The sequence below is a fragment of the Microlunatus soli genome, from assembly GCF_900105385.1.
In the GTDB taxonomy this organism is placed as follows: domain Bacteria; phylum Actinomycetota; class Actinomycetes; order Propionibacteriales; family Propionibacteriaceae; genus Microlunatus; species Microlunatus soli.
Genome location: NZ_LT629772.1, coordinates 5,543,678 through 5,562,968 on the forward strand (window position 1 = coordinate 5,543,678; position 19,291 = coordinate 5,562,968).

Annotated in this window: 18 protein-coding genes; 8 read left to right on the forward strand and 10 right to left on the reverse strand. The window is 67.3% G+C overall.

Translation table 11 applies throughout. The features are described from left to right. Positions 1–4 precede the first annotated feature (4 nt). The 4 genes from BLU38_RS25400 (at position 5) to BLU38_RS25415 (ending at position 4,558) form a co-directional block, all read left to right on the forward strand. Complete coding sequence (locus BLU38_RS25400) at positions 5–916, forward strand: carbohydrate ABC transporter permease (protein WP_091528797.1); 912 nt, start codon at positions 5–7, stop codon at positions 914–916. A 4-nt stretch (positions 917–920) separates the two neighbouring features. Next, positions 921–1,754, forward strand: coding sequence for a carbohydrate ABC transporter permease (locus BLU38_RS25405; RefSeq protein WP_091528799.1), 834 nt, complete (start codon positions 921–923; stop codon positions 1,752–1,754). 135 nt (positions 1,755–1,889) lie between these two features. Next, on the forward strand, positions 1,890–3,113 hold the full coding sequence (locus BLU38_RS25410; RefSeq protein WP_091528801.1) for a S1C family serine protease: 1,224 nt from the start codon (positions 1,890–1,892) through the stop codon (positions 3,111–3,113). A 23-nt stretch (positions 3,114–3,136) separates the two neighbouring features. Next, positions 3,137–4,558, forward strand: coding sequence for an AMP-binding protein (locus BLU38_RS25415; protein WP_091528802.1), 1,422 nt, complete (start codon positions 3,137–3,139; stop codon positions 4,556–4,558). A gap of 87 nt (positions 4,559–4,645) precedes the next feature. Here BLU38_RS25415 and hpaD read toward each other — a convergent pair whose 3' ends face one another. The 5 genes from hpaD to BLU38_RS25440 are packed head-to-tail and all read right to left on the reverse strand — an operon-like array spanning position 4,646 to position 10,392. After that, positions 4,646–5,713, reverse strand: a complete 1,068-nt coding sequence (gene hpaD / locus BLU38_RS25420; protein ID WP_091528804.1) for a 3,4-dihydroxyphenylacetate 2,3-dioxygenase — start codon at positions 5,711–5,713, stop codon at positions 4,646–4,648. Positions 5,714–5,723: 10 nt separating this feature from the next. Beyond that, positions 5,724–7,229 (reverse strand): 5-carboxymethyl-2-hydroxymuconate semialdehyde dehydrogenase, encoded by a 1,506-nt coding sequence (hpaE, locus tag BLU38_RS25425; RefSeq protein ID WP_091528806.1) that lies wholly within the window; start codon positions 7,227–7,229, stop codon positions 5,724–5,726. Further along, the gene (gene dapA / locus BLU38_RS25430; protein ID WP_091528807.1) at positions 7,226–8,179 is read right to left on the reverse strand and encodes a 4-hydroxy-tetrahydrodipicolinate synthase; all 954 of its coding nucleotides are present in this window, start codon (positions 8,177–8,179) and stop codon (positions 7,226–7,228) included. Before dapA ends, hpaE begins: the two co-directional genes overlap by 4 nt. Before the next feature lie 36 nt (positions 8,180–8,215). Next, positions 8,216–8,935, reverse strand: coding sequence for a GntR family transcriptional regulator (locus BLU38_RS25435; protein WP_231920036.1), 720 nt, complete (start codon positions 8,933–8,935; stop codon positions 8,216–8,218). Continuing rightward, a complete protein-coding gene (locus BLU38_RS25440; protein ID WP_091528811.1) occupies positions 8,935–10,392 on the reverse strand; it encodes a fumarylacetoacetate hydrolase family protein in 1,458 nt (485 codons plus the stop codon). Before BLU38_RS25440 ends, BLU38_RS25435 begins: the two co-directional genes overlap by 1 nt. 50 nt (positions 10,393–10,442) lie before the next feature. On the opposite strand from BLU38_RS25440, the gene BLU38_RS25445 reads away from it, so the two are divergent. Then, positions 10,443–11,783: an MFS transporter gene (locus tag BLU38_RS25445; RefSeq protein WP_091528812.1), complete on the forward strand. Its 1,341-nt coding sequence runs from the start codon at positions 10,443–10,445 to the stop codon at positions 11,781–11,783. A gap of 10 nt (positions 11,784–11,793) precedes the next feature. On the opposite strand, the gene BLU38_RS25450 is transcribed toward BLU38_RS25445, so the two are convergent. Beyond that, positions 11,794–13,434 (reverse strand): thiamine pyrophosphate-binding protein, encoded by a 1,641-nt coding sequence (locus BLU38_RS25450; protein ID WP_091528813.1) that lies wholly within the window; start codon positions 13,432–13,434, stop codon positions 11,794–11,796. Between the two features lie 235 nt (positions 13,435–13,669). Here BLU38_RS25450 and BLU38_RS25455 point away from each other — a divergent pair, with 235 nt between their 5' ends. Next, positions 13,670–14,140 (forward strand): hypothetical protein, encoded by a 471-nt coding sequence (locus BLU38_RS25455; RefSeq protein WP_091528814.1) that lies wholly within the window; start codon positions 13,670–13,672, stop codon positions 14,138–14,140. Here BLU38_RS25455 and BLU38_RS25460 read toward each other — a convergent pair whose 3' ends face one another. From BLU38_RS25460 to BLU38_RS25475, 4 genes are all read right to left on the reverse strand, one after another. Then, a complete protein-coding gene (locus BLU38_RS25460; protein ID WP_091528816.1) occupies positions 14,141–14,971 on the reverse strand; it encodes an endonuclease/exonuclease/phosphatase family protein in 831 nt (276 codons plus the stop codon). 7 nt (positions 14,972–14,978) lie between these two features. Then, positions 14,979–15,785, reverse strand: a complete 807-nt coding sequence (locus BLU38_RS25465) for an alpha/beta hydrolase (protein ID WP_197679859.1) — start codon at positions 15,783–15,785, stop codon at positions 14,979–14,981. Next, the gene (locus BLU38_RS25470) at positions 15,785–16,651 is read right to left on the reverse strand and encodes a metallophosphoesterase (RefSeq protein ID WP_157683709.1); all 867 of its coding nucleotides are present in this window, start codon (positions 16,649–16,651) and stop codon (positions 15,785–15,787) included. Before BLU38_RS25470 ends, BLU38_RS25465 begins: the two co-directional genes overlap by 1 nt. 106 nt (positions 16,652–16,757) lie before the next feature. Continuing rightward, entirely contained in the window at positions 16,758–17,219 is a 462-nt protein-coding gene (locus BLU38_RS25475) for a MarR family winged helix-turn-helix transcriptional regulator (protein WP_091528819.1), read from the reverse strand. Positions 17,220–17,267: 48 nt separating this feature from the next. On the opposite strand from BLU38_RS25475, the gene BLU38_RS25480 reads away from it, so the two are divergent. After that, positions 17,268–18,698: an MFS transporter gene (locus tag BLU38_RS25480; protein ID WP_197679860.1), complete on the forward strand. Its 1,431-nt coding sequence runs from the start codon at positions 17,268–17,270 to the stop codon at positions 18,696–18,698. Next, positions 18,698–19,270 carry an isochorismatase family protein gene (locus BLU38_RS25485; RefSeq protein ID WP_091528824.1) on the forward strand — a complete coding sequence of 191 codons (573 nt, stop codon included), beginning with the start codon at positions 18,698–18,700 and terminating at the stop codon, positions 19,268–19,270. Before BLU38_RS25480 ends, BLU38_RS25485 begins: the two co-directional genes overlap by 1 nt. The last annotated feature ends 21 nt before the right edge of the window (positions 19,271–19,291 follow it).

Consider the following 19,291-nt stretch of genomic DNA (forward strand, 5'->3'; position numbering starts at 1 on the left):
GACCGTGGCTGACAGAGCACCGGGGACCAGAGCGTCGGGACTTCGTCGGGTCCTCGGCCGGCAACCGGCGGGGTCGCTGTTCGCGGCGCCGTACGTGATCTTCGTGTTGGTGATCTTCGCCTATCCGTTCTGCTACGCGGTGTGGATGGCCTTCCACGAGTGGTTCTTCGCCGCACCCGGGGTCGAGGTCGACCGCCCCTTCGTGGGCTTGCGGAACTTCAGCGACCTGCTGTCCGACCCGTTGGTGCTGCGGGCTTTCCTCAATATCGGCATCTTCCTGATCATCAACGTTCCGCTGACCGTCATCATCGCTCTGCCGTTGGCGACACTGCTGAATGCCAAGCTCAGGTTCCGCGGCTTCTTCCGCAGTGCCTACTATCTGCCCTACATCACCGCCAGCGTCGCGGTGGTCGGTGTCTGGCTGCTGCTCTTCGGCAGCGACGGGCTGGTCAACAACCTGCTCGGCCCGCTGGCTCCCGACCCGTCCTGGCTGTCCAACAGTGCGATCGCGATGCCGCTGATCGCGGTCTACGTGACCTGGAAGCAGCTCGGCTTCTTCGTGGTGCTCTACCTAGCCGGCCTGCAGAGCATCGGCTCCGAGCAGTACGAGGCCGCGGCTGTCGACGGTGCGTCCCGGTTCCGCACGTTCCTGTCGATCACGGTGCCGTCGTTGCGGTCGGTGACCAGTCTGGTGGTGATGTTGTCGATCATCACCGGTGCCAACGTCTTCACCGAGCCGTATCTGCTGACCGGCGGCGGTGGCCCCAATGGTGCGTCGATGACGCCGGCGTTGCTGATGTACCAGCAGGGCATCGAACAGAACCTGCCCGGCACAGCATCGGCGATCGGGATGGTCCTGATCGTCGTCGTGCTCGCCGTGTCCTTGATCTCCCGTCGCCTGATCGAGAGGGACTGACGACATGTCCGTGGCATCCAAGACCCTGCGCTACCTCGGCCTCGGCGTCGGCGCGATCGTCTTCCTCTTCCCGTTCTGGTACATGCTGATCGGATCGCTGCAGAAGAGCCCCGATTCCGGGCTGTCCAGCCTGCTGCCGATCCCGGGACACCTGACCTTGCACAACTTCGCCCAGATGAACGGGTTCATCAACGTCGGCCGATCACTGGTCAACTCCGGCATCTACACAGCCGGTGTCCTGGTCTGCACCCTGTTCTTCGGCATGCTGGTCGGCTACGCGTTGGCGACGCTGCAGTTCCGCGGCCGCGGCGTGGTCTTCGCCGCCGCGCTGCTGGTCCAGGTCGTGCCGTTCCAACTGCTGATGATTCCGCTGTATGTGATGGTCACCGTCAGCTACGGACTGTCCGACAGCTTCGCCGGGATGATCCTGCCGTCCGCGATCAGCTCGGGTGCAGTGATCATCTTCCGGCAGTTCTTCGTCTCGCTACCGAAGGATCTGTTCGAGTCGGCTCGGATGGACGGTGCCGGTGAATTCCGGATCCTCGCCTCGATCGCGGTTCCGCTGGCCCGACCTGCGCTGTTGACGGTGGCGCTGACGACGTTCATCGGTCCGTGGAACGAGTTCCTCTGGCCGTTCCTGATCACCAAGGATCCGGACAAGCAGCCGTTGGCCGTCGCCTTGGCCAACTTCATGGGCACGTTGCAGCCGACCCTGACCAACCCGTACGGCGCACTGCTGGCCGGTGGCGCAGCATTGGCGGTACCGGTGATCGTGCTGTTCGTGATCTTCCAGCGACACTTCGTGCAGAACGATGTCTCGGCCGGCGTGAAGGGCTGAGCCTGGGACTGAATCCACGCCGAGTCGCCGACAGTCCACCACACTCACAGCAAGCACAAAGCCTGCTCCGAGGCAGATCACCGGTCCGTCGCCTTTCCTGGATCCAGATGATCTTCTTCCAGAGGGTGTGATGACATGGGTGGACGTGGGTGGGGCCGGCGGCTCGGCGTGATGGCCGGTTCGGGTCTGTTGATTGCGGGACTGGCGATCGGTCCGAGCACGGCGTCGGCGATCCGACTGGTGGACTACCCCGGAGCGGGCTTCGGCAGCAACAGCTTCGGCGCCGGCTCCTGGGGCTACGGCCAGAACGACGACAGCAATCGTTCGGGAGGATCGGGCGGACAAGGCGGATCGGCCGGTTCGACCGTCGACTCGCAGGCGGCAACCACCGCCGAATCCCGGGGCGTTGCCCTGATCGACACCGAACTGTACGACGGTTCGGCAGCGGCCGGCACCGGGATCGTGCTGACCGCCGACGGTGAGATCCTGACCAACTACCACGTGGTCGAGGGATCGACGGTGATCAAGGTGACGATCGCCAGCACCGGCAAGACCTACACCGCGGCACTGGTCGGCGCCGACGAATCGTCCGACGTCGCCGTGCTGCAACTGCAGAACGCTTCCGGGCTGAGCACGGCCACCATGGACGACGACGCGGTCGCCGTCGGCGACGATGTGACCGCCGTCGGCAACGCCGGCGGAACCGGCACGCTGACCGCCGCCGACGGTGACGTCACCGCGCTGAACGCTCAGATCACCACCGCAGCAGAGGGGCCGGTGCAGAGCGAGACCCTGTCCAAGATGATCGAGACCGATGCCGACGTGGTGGCCGGCGACTCCGGCGGTCCGTTGTTGGACTCCGAGGGTGAAGTCGTCGGGATCGACACCGCAGCCTCGTCGGGCAGCGAGATCGACGGCTACGCGATCCCGATCGACAACGCCCTGGCGATCGCCGAGCAGATCCAGTCCGGCGACGAGACCGACCAGGTGAGGATCGGTCCGGCGGCCTACCTCGGAGTCCAGGTCACCGACAGCACCGCGGCTCAGGATCAGTACGGCGACCAGTACGGCTCGGGATTCGACGGCAGCCTGAACGGCACCTCGGGTCCGCGGACCACGACCGGTGCCGGCGGAGCCGCCGTCGCCGCTGTCGAGGACGGCACCCCGGCGGCCACCGCGGGACTGACGTCCGGCGATCTGATCACCGGAGTCGACTCGACGACGATCGGCTCGGCGTCCGACCTCACCGAAGCGCTGGCCGATCAGCAGCCGGGCGACACCGTGCGGATCACCTGGACCGACGGCACCGGCGCCGAGCAGTCGGCGACGGTGACTCTGGGGGAGAGCCCGGTCAACTGACCCAGGTCGGGCAGGATGGGCCCATGGCACTGTTCCCCGACAGCCCCGGGTCATTGTTCCCCGACAGCGATGTATCCGGCCACGGGTCCGCGGCGATCACCATCGCCGGGGACCCGATCGGCCGTTCCGACCTCTTCGGCGCGGCGGCCGCGGTCGCTGCGCGGATTGCGGGAGCCCCGGCCGCCGCCGTGCTGGCCACTCCGACACTGTCGACTGCGATCGCCATCGTGGGCTGCCTGCAGGCCGGTGTGCCGGCGGTCCCGATTCCGCCCGATTCCGGCCCACGGGAGCGGGCACATCTGCTGACCGACTCCGGCGCAGCGATCTGGATCGGCGACCGTCCAGACGATCTGCCGGCCACGCTGCCGTCGTTCGTCGTCGATCCTGCGCAGCGGGCCACGGCACCCGCCGAACCGGACTCGGACAGCACGGCGATGATCATGTACACCTCCGGCACCACCGGTTCTCCCAAGGGTGCGTTGATCCCGCGGCGGGCCCTGGCAGCGCAGCTGGACGGGCTGGCGGAGGCCTGGCAGTGGGGGCCGGATGACGTCCTGGTGCAGGGATTGCCGCTGTTCCACGTGCACGGCCTGGTGCTCGGCCTGCTCGGACCGCTCCGAGTGGGCAGCCGTCTGATCCACACCGGCAAGCCGCGGCCGGAGCTGTACGCCGCCGCGGCCGAGCGCGGCGGCACCATGTTCTTCGGTGTCCCGACCGTCTGGAGCCGGATCGCGGCCGCGCCCGGGGCGGCTCGGGCGCTGTCCTCGGCTCGGCTGTTGATCTCCGGCAGCGCCGGGTTGCCGTCCACGGTGTTCCGTGATGTCAAGGCATTGGCCGGGCAGGGACCGATCGAGCGGTACGGGATGACCGAGACCTTGATCACCCTCGCCGCACGGGCCGGTGGCGAGGGACGGCCCGGCTGGGTCGGCAGCCCGATCACCGGTGTCGAGGCCCGGATCGTCGACGATCACGGCCGACCGGTGCCGACCGATGGTGAGGCCATCGGCGATCTGCAGATCCGCGGGACGACAGTCTTCGACGGCTACCTGGGCCGTCCGGAGGCCACCGCCGAATCGTTCACCGCTGACGGCTGGTTCCGCACCGGTGACGTTGCCGCCGTCGATGATCATGATCAACATCGGATCGTCGGCCGGGCGGCCCAGGATCTGATCAAGTCCGGCGGCTACCGGGTCGGCGCCGGCGAGATCGAGGCGGTGCTGCTGGACTATCCCGGCATCGAGGAGGCCGCCGTCGTCGGTGAACCCGATCAGGATCTCGGCCAGCGGATCGTCGCCTACGTGGTCGGTGACCGGGTCGACGAACGGGCAGTGATCGACTGGGTCGCCGGCCAGCTGTCGGTCCACAAACGGCCGCGGGCGATCCGTACCGTCGGATCACTGCCCCGGAATGCGATGGGCAAGATCCAGAAGTCCCTGCTGGGTTGATCAGGCTGGGTTGATCAGGCGGGGTTCATCAGGCGGGGTTCATCAGGCGGGATTGATCAGGCTGGGGTGATCGAGCGAGGGCCCGACTCAGAGTTGCTCGCCGAGCTTGAATCCGTGCTGCCGGTCCTCCGATCGGGTGTAGGAGAAGCCGTCGGCGCCGACCGTGACAGCCATTTCGGACGGTTCGTCGCGATCGACGACCGGCTGCGGGTTGCCGTCCAGGTCCAGCACCGGCGAGGCTTCGGTGTACCAGCTCGGCACCACCGGGTTGCCCCACCAGTCCCGACGCTGGTTGTCGTGCACGTCCCAGCTGACCCTCGGGTTGTCCGGGTCGCCGGTGTAGTAGTCCTGGGTGTAGATCTCCACCCGATGGCCGTCCGGGTCGCGCAGATAGAGATAGAAGGCGTTGGAGACACCGTGCCGGCCGGGCCCTCGTTCGATCCGATCCGATTGCCGCAGAGCACCGAGCTTGTCGCAGATCGCCAGGATGTTGTGCTTCTCATGGGTGGCGAAGGCGATGTGATGCAGACGCGGGCCGGCGCCGCCGGTCAGCGCGGTGTCGTGCACGGTGGCCTTCCGGTTCAGCCAGGCGGCATACACCACGCCGTCGCTGTCCTGGATGTCCTCGGTGATGCCGAATCCCAATCCCTGCAGGTATTCACAGCCTCGCGGTACGTCCGGGGTGACCTGGTTGAAGTGGTCCAGCCGAACCAGCGCACCCGGCGGCATCCGGTCGTAGGCCCAGGTCAGCCGCTCGACATGGTCGACGGCGTGGAAGAACTCGTACGGGAAGCCGAGCGGATCGGTCACGCGGACGGCGTCGCCGACACCGCGGGCGAAGCCGTTCCGGTCCCGTCGGACCGGGCAACCGAGATCGGAGTAGTACGCTTCCGCGCGGTCGACGTCCTCGGGAGTCCGGACCCGGAACGCCAGCGCAGCCGCCGCGGCGACCGGCCCCTGCCGGAGCACCAGGTTGTGATGAATGAACTCCTCGAAGGTCCGCAACTGGATCTCATGATCATTTTCCGCCGTCACCACCAGTCCGAGCACGTCGACGTAGAAGGCACGGGCTGCCGCCAGATCGGTGACGACCAGGTCGAGATAGCCGCAGCGGACGATGTCCGGTGCCGTCAGGTTCGATGTCAGCGCTGTCATCGCACACTCCTCATTCTTCGGAACCGGCACCGAATCGCGGCGTGTGGACCGCGCCGAGTGAGATGTGCACGGCCTGCTGGTCGGTGTAGAAATCCAAGGACCGGTAGCCGCCCTCGTGTCCGAGACCCGATGCCTTGACCCCTCCGAACGGTGTCCGCAGATCACGGACGTTGTGCGAGTTCAGCCAGACCATGCCTGCCTCGATCCGCTGGGCGAAGCTGTGGGCCCGTTCCAGGTCGCGGGTCCAGACGTAGGCAGCCAGCCCGTAGTCCACGGCATTGGCCAACTGCAGCGCTTCGGCTTCGTCCTCGAACGGGGTGATCGCCACCACCGGGCCGAAGATCTCCTCGGTGAAGATCCGTGCGGTCGGCGGGACGTCGGCGAACACGGTGGGGGACACGTAGTTGCCCTCCGGCAGCTCCGCCGGACGGCCACCGCCGGCCAACAGCCTGCCCTCGGTACGGCCGATCTCGATGTAGCTCAGCACCTTGGCGGCATGGTCGGGATGGACCAGCGCTCCGACCTCGGTGGCGGGATCGGACGGATCGCCGACGATGATCTTGCTCGCGCGGTCGGCATAGCGGGCACAGAAGTCGTCATAGACCGAACGCTGGACCAGGATCCGGCTGCCGGCCGTGCAGCGTTCGCCGTTCAGCGAGAACACTCCGAACAAGGTCGAGTCGAGCGCGGCTTCAAGATCGGCATCGTCGAAGATCACGGCCGGTGACTTGCCGCCGAGCTCCATCGACAGCCCCTTCAGCTGCGGTGCCGCGTTGGCCGAGATCAGCGCACCGGTCGCACTCTCTCCGGTGAAGGAGATCAGTGGCACGTCCGGATGCCGGACCAGGGCGTCACCCGCCTCCTCGCCGATCCCGTTGACCAGGTTGAACACGCCGTCCGGCAGGCCGGCGTCGGCGAAGATCTGCGGCCACAAGCCGGCCGACAACGGCGTGAACTCGGCCGGCTTCAGCACCACCGTGCACCCCGACGCCAGAGCCGGGGCGAGCTTCCAGCTCTCCAGCATGAACGGGGTGTTCCACGGCGTGATCAGGCCGGCGACGCCGATCGGTTTGCGGTTGACGTAGTTCAGTTGCCTGCCCGGCACCTGGTACGCGTCGTCGGCCTGGGCGACGATCAGATCGGCGAAGAAGCGGAAGTTCTCCGCGGCCCGTTGTGCCTGGCCGAGGGCCTGGGTGATCGGCAATCCGGTGTCGAAGGACTCCAGCTCCGCCAGTCGTCGGTCCTGCGCGGCGATACCGTCGGCGATCCTGTTCAGGATCGTCGCGCGGGCACGGGGAACCAGTCCGGGCCACGGACCGTCGACGAACGCGGTCCGAGCGGCGGCGACGGCACGGTCGACATCCTCGGGCTGGCCCGCGGCGGCAGTCGTGTAGCCGGTATTGCTGACCGGGTCCAGCACCTCGAACGTCTGCCCGGACACGCTGTCGGCGAAGGCGCCCGCGATGTAGTGCCGGATCGTGGACGGCAGGTCGTCGGGTCTGGCGGATTGCTTCATGCCGGCCTCCCGGAGATCAGGAATGTGTCGTCGACGGGGGTGAGGTACTCCGAGCCCTGGGCCATCAGCTTCGTGATCGTGGCGATTCCCTGTTCGGTCGCTGTGATCAGCGGCGGCCGGACGTGATCGGACGAGATCAGCCCGCGTTGCTGCAGCACCCACTTGCCCGGTGCCGGATTGGTCTCGGTGAAAAGCAGGTCGACCAACGGATGCAGGCCGTAGTGGATCCGCTGCGCGGTCTCCAGGTCACCGGCGGTCCAGGCCTGGTAGAGCTGGGCGCAGGCAGCCGGTGCGATGTTGGCGGTTGCGCTGAGGAATCCGACCCCGCCGAGGGCCAGCAGCGGCAGGCAGAGCAGCTCGATCCCGGACCAGACCAACAGGTCGCGGCCGCACAGCTGCAACACCCGGGAGAAGTGTTCGAAGTCCTTCGTGGTCTCCTTCACCCCGACGAAGTTGTCGTGCTCGGTGAAGAGCCGGGCGACGGTCTGTGGTGCAATGTCGACCGCGGTCCGACTGGGCACGTTGTAGGCGATGATCGGCAGCTCGGGATACTCCCGGCAGACGGTCGAATACCAGACGTACAAGGCCTCCTGGGTCGGCCGGGCGTAGTACGGCGTGATGATCAACGCGGCGTCGGCCCCGGCCTCCGCGGCCAGCGCGGTCAGCTCAAGGGTTTCGTCGAGCTTGGCCGTCCCGGTGCCGGGGACAACCGGCACCCGATCATCGACGGCGGTGATCACGGTACGGATCGCAGCTGCCCGTTCGGCGACACTCTGGGCGCTCGGCTCGCCGGTCGATCCGCCGATCGAGATGCCGTGCGACCCGGCGGCGAGTTGCCAGCCGACCAGGTTGGCCAGACTCGCGTGATCGACCTCGCCGGTCGCGGTGAACGGTGTCATCAGTGGTGCGATCGATCCGCGGATGGTTCCCGGATCGCGCCTGAATCTCATCTCGTCCCCCTGAATCTCATCTCGTTTCTCCGTAGCTCATCTCGTCCCTCCGTCGGTCGGTTCGGCGCTCCGGGCCCGAGCGTTGTGGTCCCGGTAGGCGTGCAGGGTGGCCAGCCGGTGCTCCCGCGCCGATCTCTCGATCTGCCACGGATCGCTGCGGTTCTCGATCATGATCAACAGCCGCTCGTGCTCGGCGACCGACTCCCGGGCACGGTCCGGCACCACGGCGAAGGTGGAGTCCCGGATCGTGTTCAGTCGCTGCCAACTGCGATGGACGTCGGCCAACACTTGGGCGTTCGGGCATTGCTCGAACAGCACCGTGTGGAAACGCAGATTGAGTTCGGTGAAGTCGTGCGGCACGAAGTCGTCGGGATGCGACGGATCGGGGAGACTGTTGATCATCTCGGCATTGATCCGGCGGGCGCGCTCGACATCCTCGCGGTCCAGCAGCGGCGCGGCCAGGGCGGTGGCCGCAGCTTCCAGGATGCCGAGGGTCTCCATCGCATCGGTGTAGCGGTCCGGATCGATGACTGCCACCTGGGCGCCGATGTTACGGGTGAAGGTGACCAACCCCTCCGCCTCCAGCAGCCGGATCGCCTCCCGGACCGGGACCACCGAGATGCCGAGCTCGGCGGCGATCGGCGCGAGGACGAGCCGGTGGCCGGGCCGGTAGGTCCGATCGGCGATCCGCTCGGTGATCCAGCGGTGCGCCAGCTCCGCCTTCGAGGCGGCCGATGTGTCGACCGGGCTGATCATCAGTCCTCCGACCATCCGGCGTAGCGCTGCTTCCAGGACGCATTCATCGGGTAGAGGCCGTCGACGCTCTCACCGGCGGCCACCTGTTCGGCGATGAATCGCTCCTGGCGTTCCTGTTCGACGGCGGCCTCGGTGATCTCGATGATCAACGTCGGTGGGATCACCAGCACCCCGTCGTCATCGCCGACGATGACGTCGCCGGGTTGCACTGCGGTGCCGCCGCAGCCGACCGTGGCGTCGGTCTCCCACGGCACGTGGCGTCGGCCGAGGACGGCGGGATGGGCCCCACCACAGTAGACCTGGATCGCCAACTCGGACACGGCGGCGAGATCCCGGACGCTGCCGTCGGTGACGATGCCTGCGGCACCTCTGACCTCGGCCCGCTTGGCCAGGATGTCGCCGACGGTGCCGGTGCCGGTCTCGCCGCGGGCCTCGATGATCAACACCTCACCGTGGCCGAGGGTGTCGAAGGCCTGCTTCTGCGCGTTGAAGCCGCCGCCGTGCCGGTCGAACAGATCTTCCCGGTGGGGGATGAACCGGAGTGTCCTGGCGGTGCCGAGCAGCCGTTGGCCGGGATGGGTGGGGCGGACGCCGTCGATCGAGACGTTGTTGAGTCCACGCTTGCGCAGTTGTGAGCTGAGCGTCGCCGTGCCGACGGAGTTGATCTTGTCGCGGAGGTCGTCGGTCAGGGTGAAGACCGGTTCGCTGTGTCCCCAGGCCTCGGCGCGTTGCCGGTCGTCGACCTGAGGTCGGGCGCCGAAGTCGGCCAGCGGCGTCTCGCCCTGGATGACCGGCGTCCGCAACCGGCCGGTGCTCGGCTGTCGAGGATGGTCCGGCGCGTCCACCTCCACCTCGACGAGATCACCGGGCTGCACCACCGAGGACCCCGCCGGGGTACCGGTGAGGATGACGTCGCCGGCCTCGAGGGTGATCAACTGGGAGAGGTCGGCGATCAGTCGGTCGAAGCCGAAGAGCAGGGTGGCCGTGCTGTCGGACTGGGCGAGCTCGCCGTTCACCCAGGTCCGGATCCGCAGTCCGTCGACGGCGATGTCCGCCGCGTCGATCACCGCCGGTCCGAGCGGGGTGAAGCCGTCGCCGCCCTTGGAGCGCAGGTTGGATCCCTTGTCGGCGTAACGCAGGTCGTAGACGCCGAAGTCGTTGGCCGCGGTGACCCCGGCCACGACCGACCAGGCCTGATCGGGCTCGACCCGGCGGACCGTCCGGCCGATGATCAACGCGATCTCGCCCTCGAAGGCGAGCAGTTCGGTGCCCGCCGGGCGCTCGATCGGCGAGCCGTCGGTGATCACCGACGACGGCGGCTTCAGGAAATAGGAGGGCAGCTTCGGAGTCCGACCACGCTGGGCAGCACGCGACGGATAGTTCAGGTGGACGGCGATGATCTTGCCCGGGCGGCCGGGAAGAACGTCGGTCAGCTCACGCACCGCGGTGTGCTCCATGAAGCGATCGTATATCATCCGCAGGAACCAGCCTCGACAAGGGAGTCAGGATGTCTGCTCGCGAGCGACGCCGGGTCGCCGTCGCCACCGTCGTCGGAACCACGATCGAGTGGTACGACTTCTTCATCTATGCCAATGCTGCCGGCTTGGTGTTCCAATCATTGTTCTTCAAACCGGCCGGGCCACAGCTGTCGATCCTGCTGTCCTTCGCCACGGTCGGCATCTCGTTCCTGTTCCGTCCGCTCGGCGCGGCGTTGGCCGGGCACTTCGGCGACCGGGTCGGCCGCAAACTGATGCTGGTGTTGACGCTGCTCTGCATGGGGCTGGCGACGACGCTGATCGGACTGTTGCCCACCTACGCCACCATCGGCGTGCTGGCTCCGGTACTGCTGATCGTCCTGCGCATCCTGCAAGGCGTCTCCGCCGGCGGCGAGTGGGGTGGTGCGGTGCTGATGGCGGTCGAGCATGCACCGGACGGCAAGCGCGGACGCTACGGGATGTTTCCCCAGCTCGGCGTGCCGATCGGGATGTTGGCTGCGTCGGGAATCCTGGCCCTGATGACCGGCGTGATCGCTCCGGGCGCCGCGTTCGCGGCGTGGGGCTGGCGGGTGCCGTTCCTGCTCAGCTTCGTGTTGATCATCGTCGGCTACATCGTGCGCAGGAGCGTTGCGGAATCGCCGGTGTTCACCGAGATCGCCGAGCAGCGTAAACAGACCCGGATGCCACTGGTCGAACTCTTCCGTCGGCACTGGCGACTGGTGATCCTTGCCGCGTTGGTGTTCGCCGGTAACAATGCGGTCGGCTACATGACCACCGGCGGCTATGTCCTGAACTACGCCAGCACGCCGAAGGCCGAAGGCGGTGTGCTCGGTCTGGACAAGACCTCGGTGCTGCTGGCGGTCAGTGGCTCGGCCGCGCTGTGGCTGATCTTCACCGTGCTGGCGGGATTCCTGGCCGACGCCATCGGCCGTCGGATCACCTACCTGATCGGCTGGATCAGTCAGCTGATCGTCGTCTTCCCGCTGTTCTGGTTGATCAACACCGGCAGCATCGGTTGGCTGTTCGTCGGCCTCGGACTGCTCAGCATCGGACTCGGCCTGACCTACGGTCCGCAGCCGGCCTGGTACGCCGAGATCTTTCCGGCCTCGATCCGCTTCTCCGGTGTCGCCGTCTCGTACGCGATCGGTGCGATTGTCGGTGGCGCATTCGCCCCGACCATCTCGACCGCGCTGGTGCAGCGATTCCACACGACGCAGGCGGTCTCGTTCTATCTGTTGATCATGACGGTGATCGGCCTGACCGCGACGCTGTTGCTGAGGGATCGGCAGGGGATCGATCTGAGCATCGAGTCCGAGGAGGACGGAACCCTCGCGGAGGGCATTGGCCGATAGCGCGGGCTTGTCAGCGGCCGGAGCGAGCGGTGATCGACAGCTGGGTCTGCATATAGGGCGCACGGATCTGGGCCGAGATCCGGCAGTCGGCGACGAAGACGCCGTCGACGCCGGAGTCGAGCCACTGCTGCAGCCGGTCAAGATCATCGGGTACGGCGATCACCGCCGCTTCGGCGCCGAGGGCACGGCCCACGCCGGCGAAGTCGACGGTCGGGATCCGCATCGGCTCGGTGTGCAGACCCTTGGAACCGTACTGGTGCAACTCGGCGCCGTAGTAGCCGTCGTTCCAGACCACGACGACACCGCGGCGGACGGTTCTGATCATGGTCTCCAGGTCGGCAGCGCCCATCAACCCGCCGCCGTCGCCGGTGGTCAGGACGATCGTGCTGTCGCTCAGCGCGGCACCGGCACCGACCGCGCTGGGCAGGCCGAGCCCGATCGACTGGAACTGCGTGCCGACCATGATCAACCGGTTGGGTGACGGGATGTCCCAGTAGGTCGGCGCCCAGCCGATGAAGTGTCCGCCGTCGGAGACCACGGTCCGATCAGCGGGCAGGACGCCGTTCAGCCGATGGGCAACGGTCCGCGGATCCAGCAGCCCGTCGGGAGCCAGGCCGGTGCCGGGGTGCCGATGATCACCGCGGTTCGCCGCTTGCTGCCGCCATTGACGTGCCGAAGCCGGATCGAGATGCGGCAGCAGTGCCTCGACGGTGGTGCGGACGTCGCCGTGCAGGAAATGATCGACTCGCTCGTGGGTCGCGGTGGGCGCGCAGTCGATCTGTACCACCGTGGCGTCCTCGGCGAACGCCGTCTGGTGCCGCATCGTGAACGGATTCAGCCCGGCACCGGCGACCAGCACCAGGTCGGCTGCGTTGATCAACTTCGCGGCGTCGTCGTCGGCGAAGCCACCGCAGATGCCGAGATCGGCATCCCGACCGTCCGGTGTGGTGTCGAAGATGCCGACGCCGCCGGCACTGGTCGCGGTCAGCGCACCGATCCGGTGGGCCAGCTCGGTCAGGGCTTCGCCGGCATCGGACAACCAGGCCCCGCGGCCGGCAAGCAGCAGCGGCCGCTCGGCGCGGCTCAGCAACCTCTGCAGGGACGTCACCGATCTGGCGTCCGGTGCCGGCGGCTGCCGGCTGATCAACGTCGGCGGCGTGGTCGCCGCGACCGGCGCAGCGGCGAGATCGTACGGGATCGCCAGCACCACGGCGGTCCGCTCGTCGAGCGCATGCTGCAGGGCGGCGATCGTGATGCGGCCGGGATCGTCGGCGTCGACGGTGAAGGTCGCTGCCCCGACGGCTGCGGCGAGCCCTGGCTGGTCGACGTCCCAGGGCCGCGGCCCGCTGCTCGGCCGGTCGCCGACGATCAGCAGCAGCGGGGTGTGAGCCTGCACCGCTTCGGCCAGCGCAGTCAGGGTGTTGGTGAATCCGGGGCCGTAGGTCGCCGTAGCGGCGGCGATCCGTGCCGACGCCCGATAGTAGGCGTCGGCAGCGACGACGCCGGCCACCTCGTGCCGGACCGGCACGTAGCCGATGTCGGTGTCGGCCAGCGCGTCCAGCAGATAGGCGTTGCCGTTGCCCATCACGCCGAAGCAGTGCGACAGGTACGGCGTCAAGGTCCGGGCGACAGTGGCGGAAACGGTCGGCATGATGCATTCCTCCGAAGACGACGGTGTGGTGGCCGTATATGTCTTGAGGAAACCGCTGTCGGATCTCTATTGCCCATTTTTCGAGCAACGGCGGCGACGTCGTCGTCGCGGCCGGACGCCGCCAGTCTACCGCTGCACGCCGACGCGCTGCGCAGGGCAGCCGACGGTCGGCTGCGCTGCGAGCCTGTGGACAACCCGACGTCGGAGCGGGCTCGGAGGTCCAAGATCACCTGGTATGACCGAACCATTACTGGAAGACGACCCGATCCTGCCGCTGCAGGATCCGCGGGTTGCGCCGCCGGTGCGGACCACCGAGGCGCTGAGACAACGGTGGCGCTCGATGATGGGCGCCGGAGGATTCGGCGGCAGCACGCTATGGATGATGTGGTTCGATGCCCACGGCCGACAGCTGCCGGCCGTGATGCCGATCGGCAACCTGCGGCCGAGCTTCGATCAGTCGTGGTTGGACAATCTGATCTGGATCATCGATCGCACCGCCGAGATGGGCGCGGCCAGCGTCGCGTTGGCGCTGTCCCGGCCGGGGACCGGATCGGTCACCGATCAGGACCGGCGCTGGGCCAATCCACTGATCGCCGCCTGCTCCTCGGCCCGCAGCAGCGGCGCGCTCCGGCTGACGGTGTGGCCGATCCATCTGGCGACGACCAACTCGGTTCGGACACTCAGTGTCGATGATCTTGACCGGTGATCATCCCAGGACGATCCGGGAGATCACCGGCAGATGGTCCGAGGCTTCCGGTGTGTTGTCCAGCACCCGGGTCCGCACCGGGTTGACCGCGTCGGTGCCGAGGATGAAGTCGATCCGCTTGGTCGGTGCTTCGGACGGGTGGGTCCAACCATCACCCTTGCCGGCCGCGGTCCAACTGTCGATGTAGGCGGTGGTCAACGGCTTCAGCTCGGGATCGTCCGGCTCGGCGTTCAGGTCGCCGGTCAGGATCGCCGGGTCGTCGCTGCCGATCAGGTCGACGATCTGCTCGGCCTGCTGCTGCCGGTCCAGTTGTGAGCTTGCCGACAGATGGGTGTTGTAGAAGTCGAGTTGCCGGCCGCGGACGTCGATGGTGGCGTGCAGCAGGCCGCGCTGCTCCTGATCAGGGCTGCGGAAGAGGTGGGTGTTGTCCGAGGCGACGATCGGGTAGCGGGACAGGATCGCGGTCCCGTACTGGATCCGATCGGTGCTGCCGGCGGGCGGGTCGTTGTCGATGTTGGCGCCGAAGACGACATGGAAGCCGGTGCGTTCGGCCAACTCGGCCGCCTCGTCGGTCCACTCGCTGCGTTCGGAGTAGTGGTTGTCGACCTCCTGCAGGCCGATGATGTCGGCGCCGGATGAGGTGATCACCGAGGCGATCCGGTCCAAGGACAGGACGTCGTCGGTTCCGGCCGCGTGATGGATGTTGAACGTCATCACGTCGACCACTCGGCTCGGTCCGGTCGAGGCGTCCGCGGTCGGCGACGCGGCGCTCAGGGCGGTGGTCACGGTCAGCGCAGTCAACAGCACGGTGCTCAGGATCCTTCGCGGCATCAGTTCTTCACCTCTCGGTCGATTCGGTTGTCGAGTCGGCTGGCAGCGGCAGCCACTCCAGCACCTGGCGGATCTCGGCGTCCCACAGTCCCCACTCGTGTTCCCCCGGGACGAAGGAGGTCCGGACCGGCAGGCCGGCGTCCTCGATGGCTCGGACCAGCTTCCGGTTGTCCGGCTCCAGGGCGTCCTCGGTGCCGCACCCGACATACAGCGCGGGACACTCGGCGACGTCGATCGAGGACAGCAACGCGAACAGGTCGGCCGAGTCGGGGATCGGTTGATCACCGAAGATCCGTTCGAACATCCGCGGATCGTCCGGTCGGGGTCGATTGGTCCGCAGTCCGGTGATGTTCACCGCACCGGACAGACTGGCTGCTGCGGCAAAGCGTTCGGGCTTGCTCAGTGCCCAGTGCAGTGCGCCGTAGCCGCCCATCGAGAGCCCGGCGACGAAGGTGTCCTCCGGACGGTCGGAGACCCGGAACATGCTGTGTACCAGGGCCGGGAGCTCTTCGGTGAGGAAGGTCTGGTAGGCGCCGCCGTAGGCCTGGTCGTGATAGAAGCTGCGATGCACCTGCGGCATCACCACCGCGAGGCCGAGGGGTGCGGCGTATCGTTCGATCGAGGTCCGGCGCAACCAGGTCGTGTCATCGTCGCTGAGGCCGTGCAGCAGGTACAGCAGCGGCGGCGGCGCGTCGGATGCCGTGCCAGCCATGCCGATCTGGGTGCGAGTCTGTTGCGGAAGCAGCACGGTCATCGAGGTGCTGAGTCCGAGGGCGTCGGAGTAGAAGTCGCAGCGCAGGTGAGCCATGATCATCAGCCTGCCACGGTGATCTTGAGAGTGCGCGACGGCTCACGGTCGTAGCCGGTGATCTCGATCCGGTCCGCATACACCTCGGCGATCGCATAGGCGTTGCTGTCGGCGGTCTGGAGCACGCCGGAGAGGGTCAGGTAGTGCACGCCCCGGTAGCTGCCGTAGCCGCCCTGGTGCTGATGACCGTTGACCCAGGCCGCGAGCGCCCCGAAGTCTGCCAACCAGTCGCGGAGTTCTTGATCATCGAGCAGGTTGTCGTGGTGATCGGGGAAGACCGGGTGGTGGGCGAAGATCATGGCGCGCAGGCCGCGGTGCTCGGCGTCGGTGAGCTGGTCGGCCAACCAGTCCCTCTGAGCCGGACCGATGGTGCCGTTCCACGGATTGGCGTTCGGCCGACCTGCGGCACGCAGTCGCTGCAGGAGTCGATCACCGTCCTCCCGGGCGGGCGTCCCCGGAGCCGTCGCGATCACCCCGACCTGATTGGTGTCGAGCACCAGGAAACGCCAGCCCGGCAGATCGAAGGCGTAGTACGGCTCCGCCATGCCGAACGCCCGGCAGACCGTCTGTTGGTCGTTGACGGTGTCCGACCGGTGAGTGCTGAAATCGTGATTGCCGAGCACCTGGCGGAACTCGACCGACGATGCGTCCATCAGCTCCAGGATCGGCGCGGCATTCGCCAGATCATGATCGATCAGATCTCCGAGGTGGATCGCGAAGGACACCTGGTGCCGCTCGAATTCGGCGATGGCGGCCGACAACTTGCCCGGTGATGCCCGGAAGTGCCGATCGAGAGCGATATCCGGTTCGTCGTCTGCGTACTGGACATCGGCGATCAGGCCGAAGCGGAACAGTGGCTGCTCAAGGCTCACGGCTGAAGTCTGGCCCGCGGCAACGAGCTTGGCAACCGTTTGCGGCAGAAGCGGACACTGCCGGGCCGGCGTTCACCGACTGTTGGTCGCGCGGTCACGCGAACGCTCAGTCGCCGTCGGCGATCTCGCGGAGGATGCTGGCTGCTCGGGCCAGTGCCTTGCGGTCGGCGGGGGAGAGTTCGCTGAGGTGGGACAGGAACCAGTTGTGGCGACGGCTGCGGTCCTCGGCGACCAGTGCATCGCCGGCCGGCGTCGTGCTGAACCGGACCTTGCGGCCGTCGTGCGGGTCGGGTCCGCGGACGGCGTAGCCGGCCGCGGTCAGCCGATTCACCGTCTGACTCATCGACGCCGGCGTGACCCGCTCCTGGTCACTCAGCTCCCGCAATGTCTGTGGTCCGTCCTTCACCAGGATCGTGAGCACGGTGATCGCGGCATCGCCGAGGTCGCCGTCGATCCGGTCGGATCGGAAGCGGCGGTAGAGCCGGACGACCGCGGTCGCCACCTCCTGGCGTAGTTCCCTCAGGTCGGCCTCAGCCGACCGTGCGGTGTTGCTTGTCTCGCCACTCACAAGTCATTAGCATAACGAACGAAGTCGTTAATATACCTAATGAGAGGTGTGAGCGTCACGCCTGCAAGAGCCGCATCCTTCGACCGGCGGCTGATTCCGCCGATGTTGCTCGGGGCGATGCTGAATCCGATCAACTCCTCGATCATCGCGGTGTCACTGATTCCGATCGGGATGGCCTTCGGTGCGCCGCCCGCGGAAACGACCTGGTTGGTGTCGGCGTTGTACCTGGCGACCGCGGTCGGACAGCCGTTGTTCGGCAAGTTGGTCGACGCCTTCGGGCCACGGCCGCTCTATCTGATCGGTTCGGCCATGGTCGGGGTGGCCGGGGTGATGGGGATGTTCGCCCCGTCGCTCGGTGTGCTGATCGCCGCGCGGGTGCTGCTCGGATTCGGCACCTGCGCCGGGTATCCGGCCTCGATGCACCTGATCCGTCGGGAGAATCGGCGAACCGGTCAGGACAGTCCGCAGGTCGTGCTGACCCTGTTGGCGCTGTCCAGTCAGACCGTGATGGCGATCGGCCCGACCCTCGGCGGCCTGTTGATGGCCCTCGGTGGCTGGCGGGCCACCTTTGCGATCAACGTGCCGCTGGCGGTCGCCTGCCTGGTCATCGGTAGCCGGCGGCTGCCGCGTCGCGAGGCGTCGGCCACCCGGCCGGCGGTGCACATCGATGTCGTCGGCATCCTCGCGTTCGCCGCGGTCGTGGTGCCGTTGATGATCTTCCTGATCGATATCCGGCCGGACCGGTGGTACCTGCCGGTGATCGCCGGGTTGGCTGCGGTCGGATTCGGCATCCGTGAGCTGCGGGCAGCGGAACCGTTCATCGATCTCCGGGTGCTCGCCGGAAATCCGCCCCTGGTGCTCACCTACCTGCGCGCGTTGTTGACCGCGACGGTCAGCTACGGCCTGCTGTACGGATTCACCCAATGGTTGGAGGACGGCCGGCAGCTGGCGCCGACCCCGGCCGGGCTGGCGCTGCTGCCGCTGTCCGGAATGGCGATCGTCATCTCACTGATCACCGGTCGTCGGCAGGCGGTCCGCGCCAAGCTGATGGTCGGGGCGATCGCGCAACTGATCGCCTGTGCGGTGATGATCATGCTCGGCGGCGGTACACCGTACTGGCTGCTGCTGGTGGTGACGGCCGTCGCCGGAGTCTCCCAGGGGCTGACCGGACTGGCCAATCAGAACGCGGTCTATTACCAGGCCGATCCGCGCCGGATCGCTTCCTCGGCCGGTCTGATGCGGACCTTCGTCTACCTCGGCTCGATGGTCGCTTCGGCTGCACAGGGCGCCTTCCTCAAACCACGCGCTGACTCGGCATCGATGCACGAGCTCGCCACGTTCATGATCATTTTCGCCGCGCTGTTCCTGATCTTGAGCATCACCGACCGGTCACTGCGCCGGATCGGCGCCGACAACTGCCCGGCACCGGCAGCGCAGCCGGAGTCCCGATCAAGCACCACCAACGAAGGAAACAACTGATGGCATTGACAACACTCGACGAGCGCACCGCACTGGTGATCATCGATCTGCAACACGGGATCGCCGGGGCTTCGACCGAACCGTATTCCGGTCGTGACGTGGTCGCCCGATCGGCGGACCTGGCAGCGGCATTCCGCAGCCGCGATCTGCCGGTCGTGCTGGTCCGGGTGAGTTTCGCCGCTGACGGCTCCGACATGGCCCCCGGTCGGACCGAGCAGGCCGGCAGCCGGACGACACCCGCGCCCGGCTGGGACGAGATCGTCCCCGAACTGCTCACCGGTGACGACCTGATCGTCACCAAACGCAACTGGGGTGCCTTCCACGGCACCGATCTGGACGTCCAGTTGCGCCGCCGTGGGATCACCCAGGTCGTGCTCGCCGGTATCGCCACCAGCATCGGGGTCGAGTCGACGGCCCGCGCTGCGCATGAGCACGGCTACCACGTCACCCTGGCCACCGATGCGATGACCGACATGTCCGCCGAATCCCATCGGCACAGTCTCGAGCGGATCTTTCCGCGGCTCGGCGAGACCGGCAGCACCGCCGAGATCATCGACCTGCTGAAACGCTGACCGGTCGGGTTCCACGGACGA

Excerpts from the sequence above, each read along its gene's own strand:
- hpaE (WP_091528806.1), bottom strand. The coding sequence starts at position 7,229 with ATGAAGCAATCCGCCAGACCCGACGACCTGCCGTCCACGATCCGGCAC.
- dapA (WP_091528807.1), bottom strand. The coding sequence starts at position 8,179 with ATGAGATTCAGGCGCGATCCGGGAACCATCCGCGGATCGATCGCACCA.
- BLU38_RS25410 (WP_091528801.1), top strand. The coding sequence starts at position 1,890 with ATGGGTGGACGTGGGTGGGGCCGGCGGCTCGGCGTGATGGCCGGTTCG.
- BLU38_RS25465 (WP_197679859.1), bottom strand. The coding sequence starts at position 15,785 with ATGATCATGGCTCACCTGCGCTGCGACTTCTACTCCGACGCCCTCGGA.
- BLU38_RS25455 (WP_091528814.1), top strand. The coding sequence starts at position 13,670 with ATGACCGAACCATTACTGGAAGACGACCCGATCCTGCCGCTGCAGGAT.
- BLU38_RS25450 (WP_091528813.1), bottom strand. The coding sequence starts at position 13,434 with ATGCCGACCGTTTCCGCCACTGTCGCCCGGACCTTGACGCCGTACCTG.
- hpaD (WP_091528804.1), bottom strand. The coding sequence starts at position 5,713 with ATGACAGCGCTGACATCGAACCTGACGGCACCGGACATCGTCCGCTGC.
- BLU38_RS25460 (WP_091528816.1), bottom strand. The coding sequence starts at position 14,971 with ATGCCGCGAAGGATCCTGAGCACCGTGCTGTTGACTGCGCTGACCGTG.
- BLU38_RS25405 (WP_091528799.1), top strand. The coding sequence starts at position 921 with ATGTCCGTGGCATCCAAGACCCTGCGCTACCTCGGCCTCGGCGTCGGC.
- BLU38_RS25415 (WP_091528802.1), top strand. The coding sequence starts at position 3,137 with ATGGCACTGTTCCCCGACAGCCCCGGGTCATTGTTCCCCGACAGCGAT.
- BLU38_RS25445 (WP_091528812.1), top strand. The coding sequence starts at position 10,443 with ATGTCTGCTCGCGAGCGACGCCGGGTCGCCGTCGCCACCGTCGTCGGA.
- BLU38_RS25435 (WP_231920036.1), bottom strand. The coding sequence starts at position 8,935 with ATGATCAGCCCGGTCGACACATCGGCCGCCTCGAAGGCGGAGCTGGCG.
- BLU38_RS25485 (WP_091528824.1), top strand. The coding sequence starts at position 18,698 with ATGGCATTGACAACACTCGACGAGCGCACCGCACTGGTGATCATCGAT.
- BLU38_RS25440 (WP_091528811.1), bottom strand. The coding sequence starts at position 10,392 with ATGGAGCACACCGCGGTGCGTGAGCTGACCGACGTTCTTCCCGGCCGC.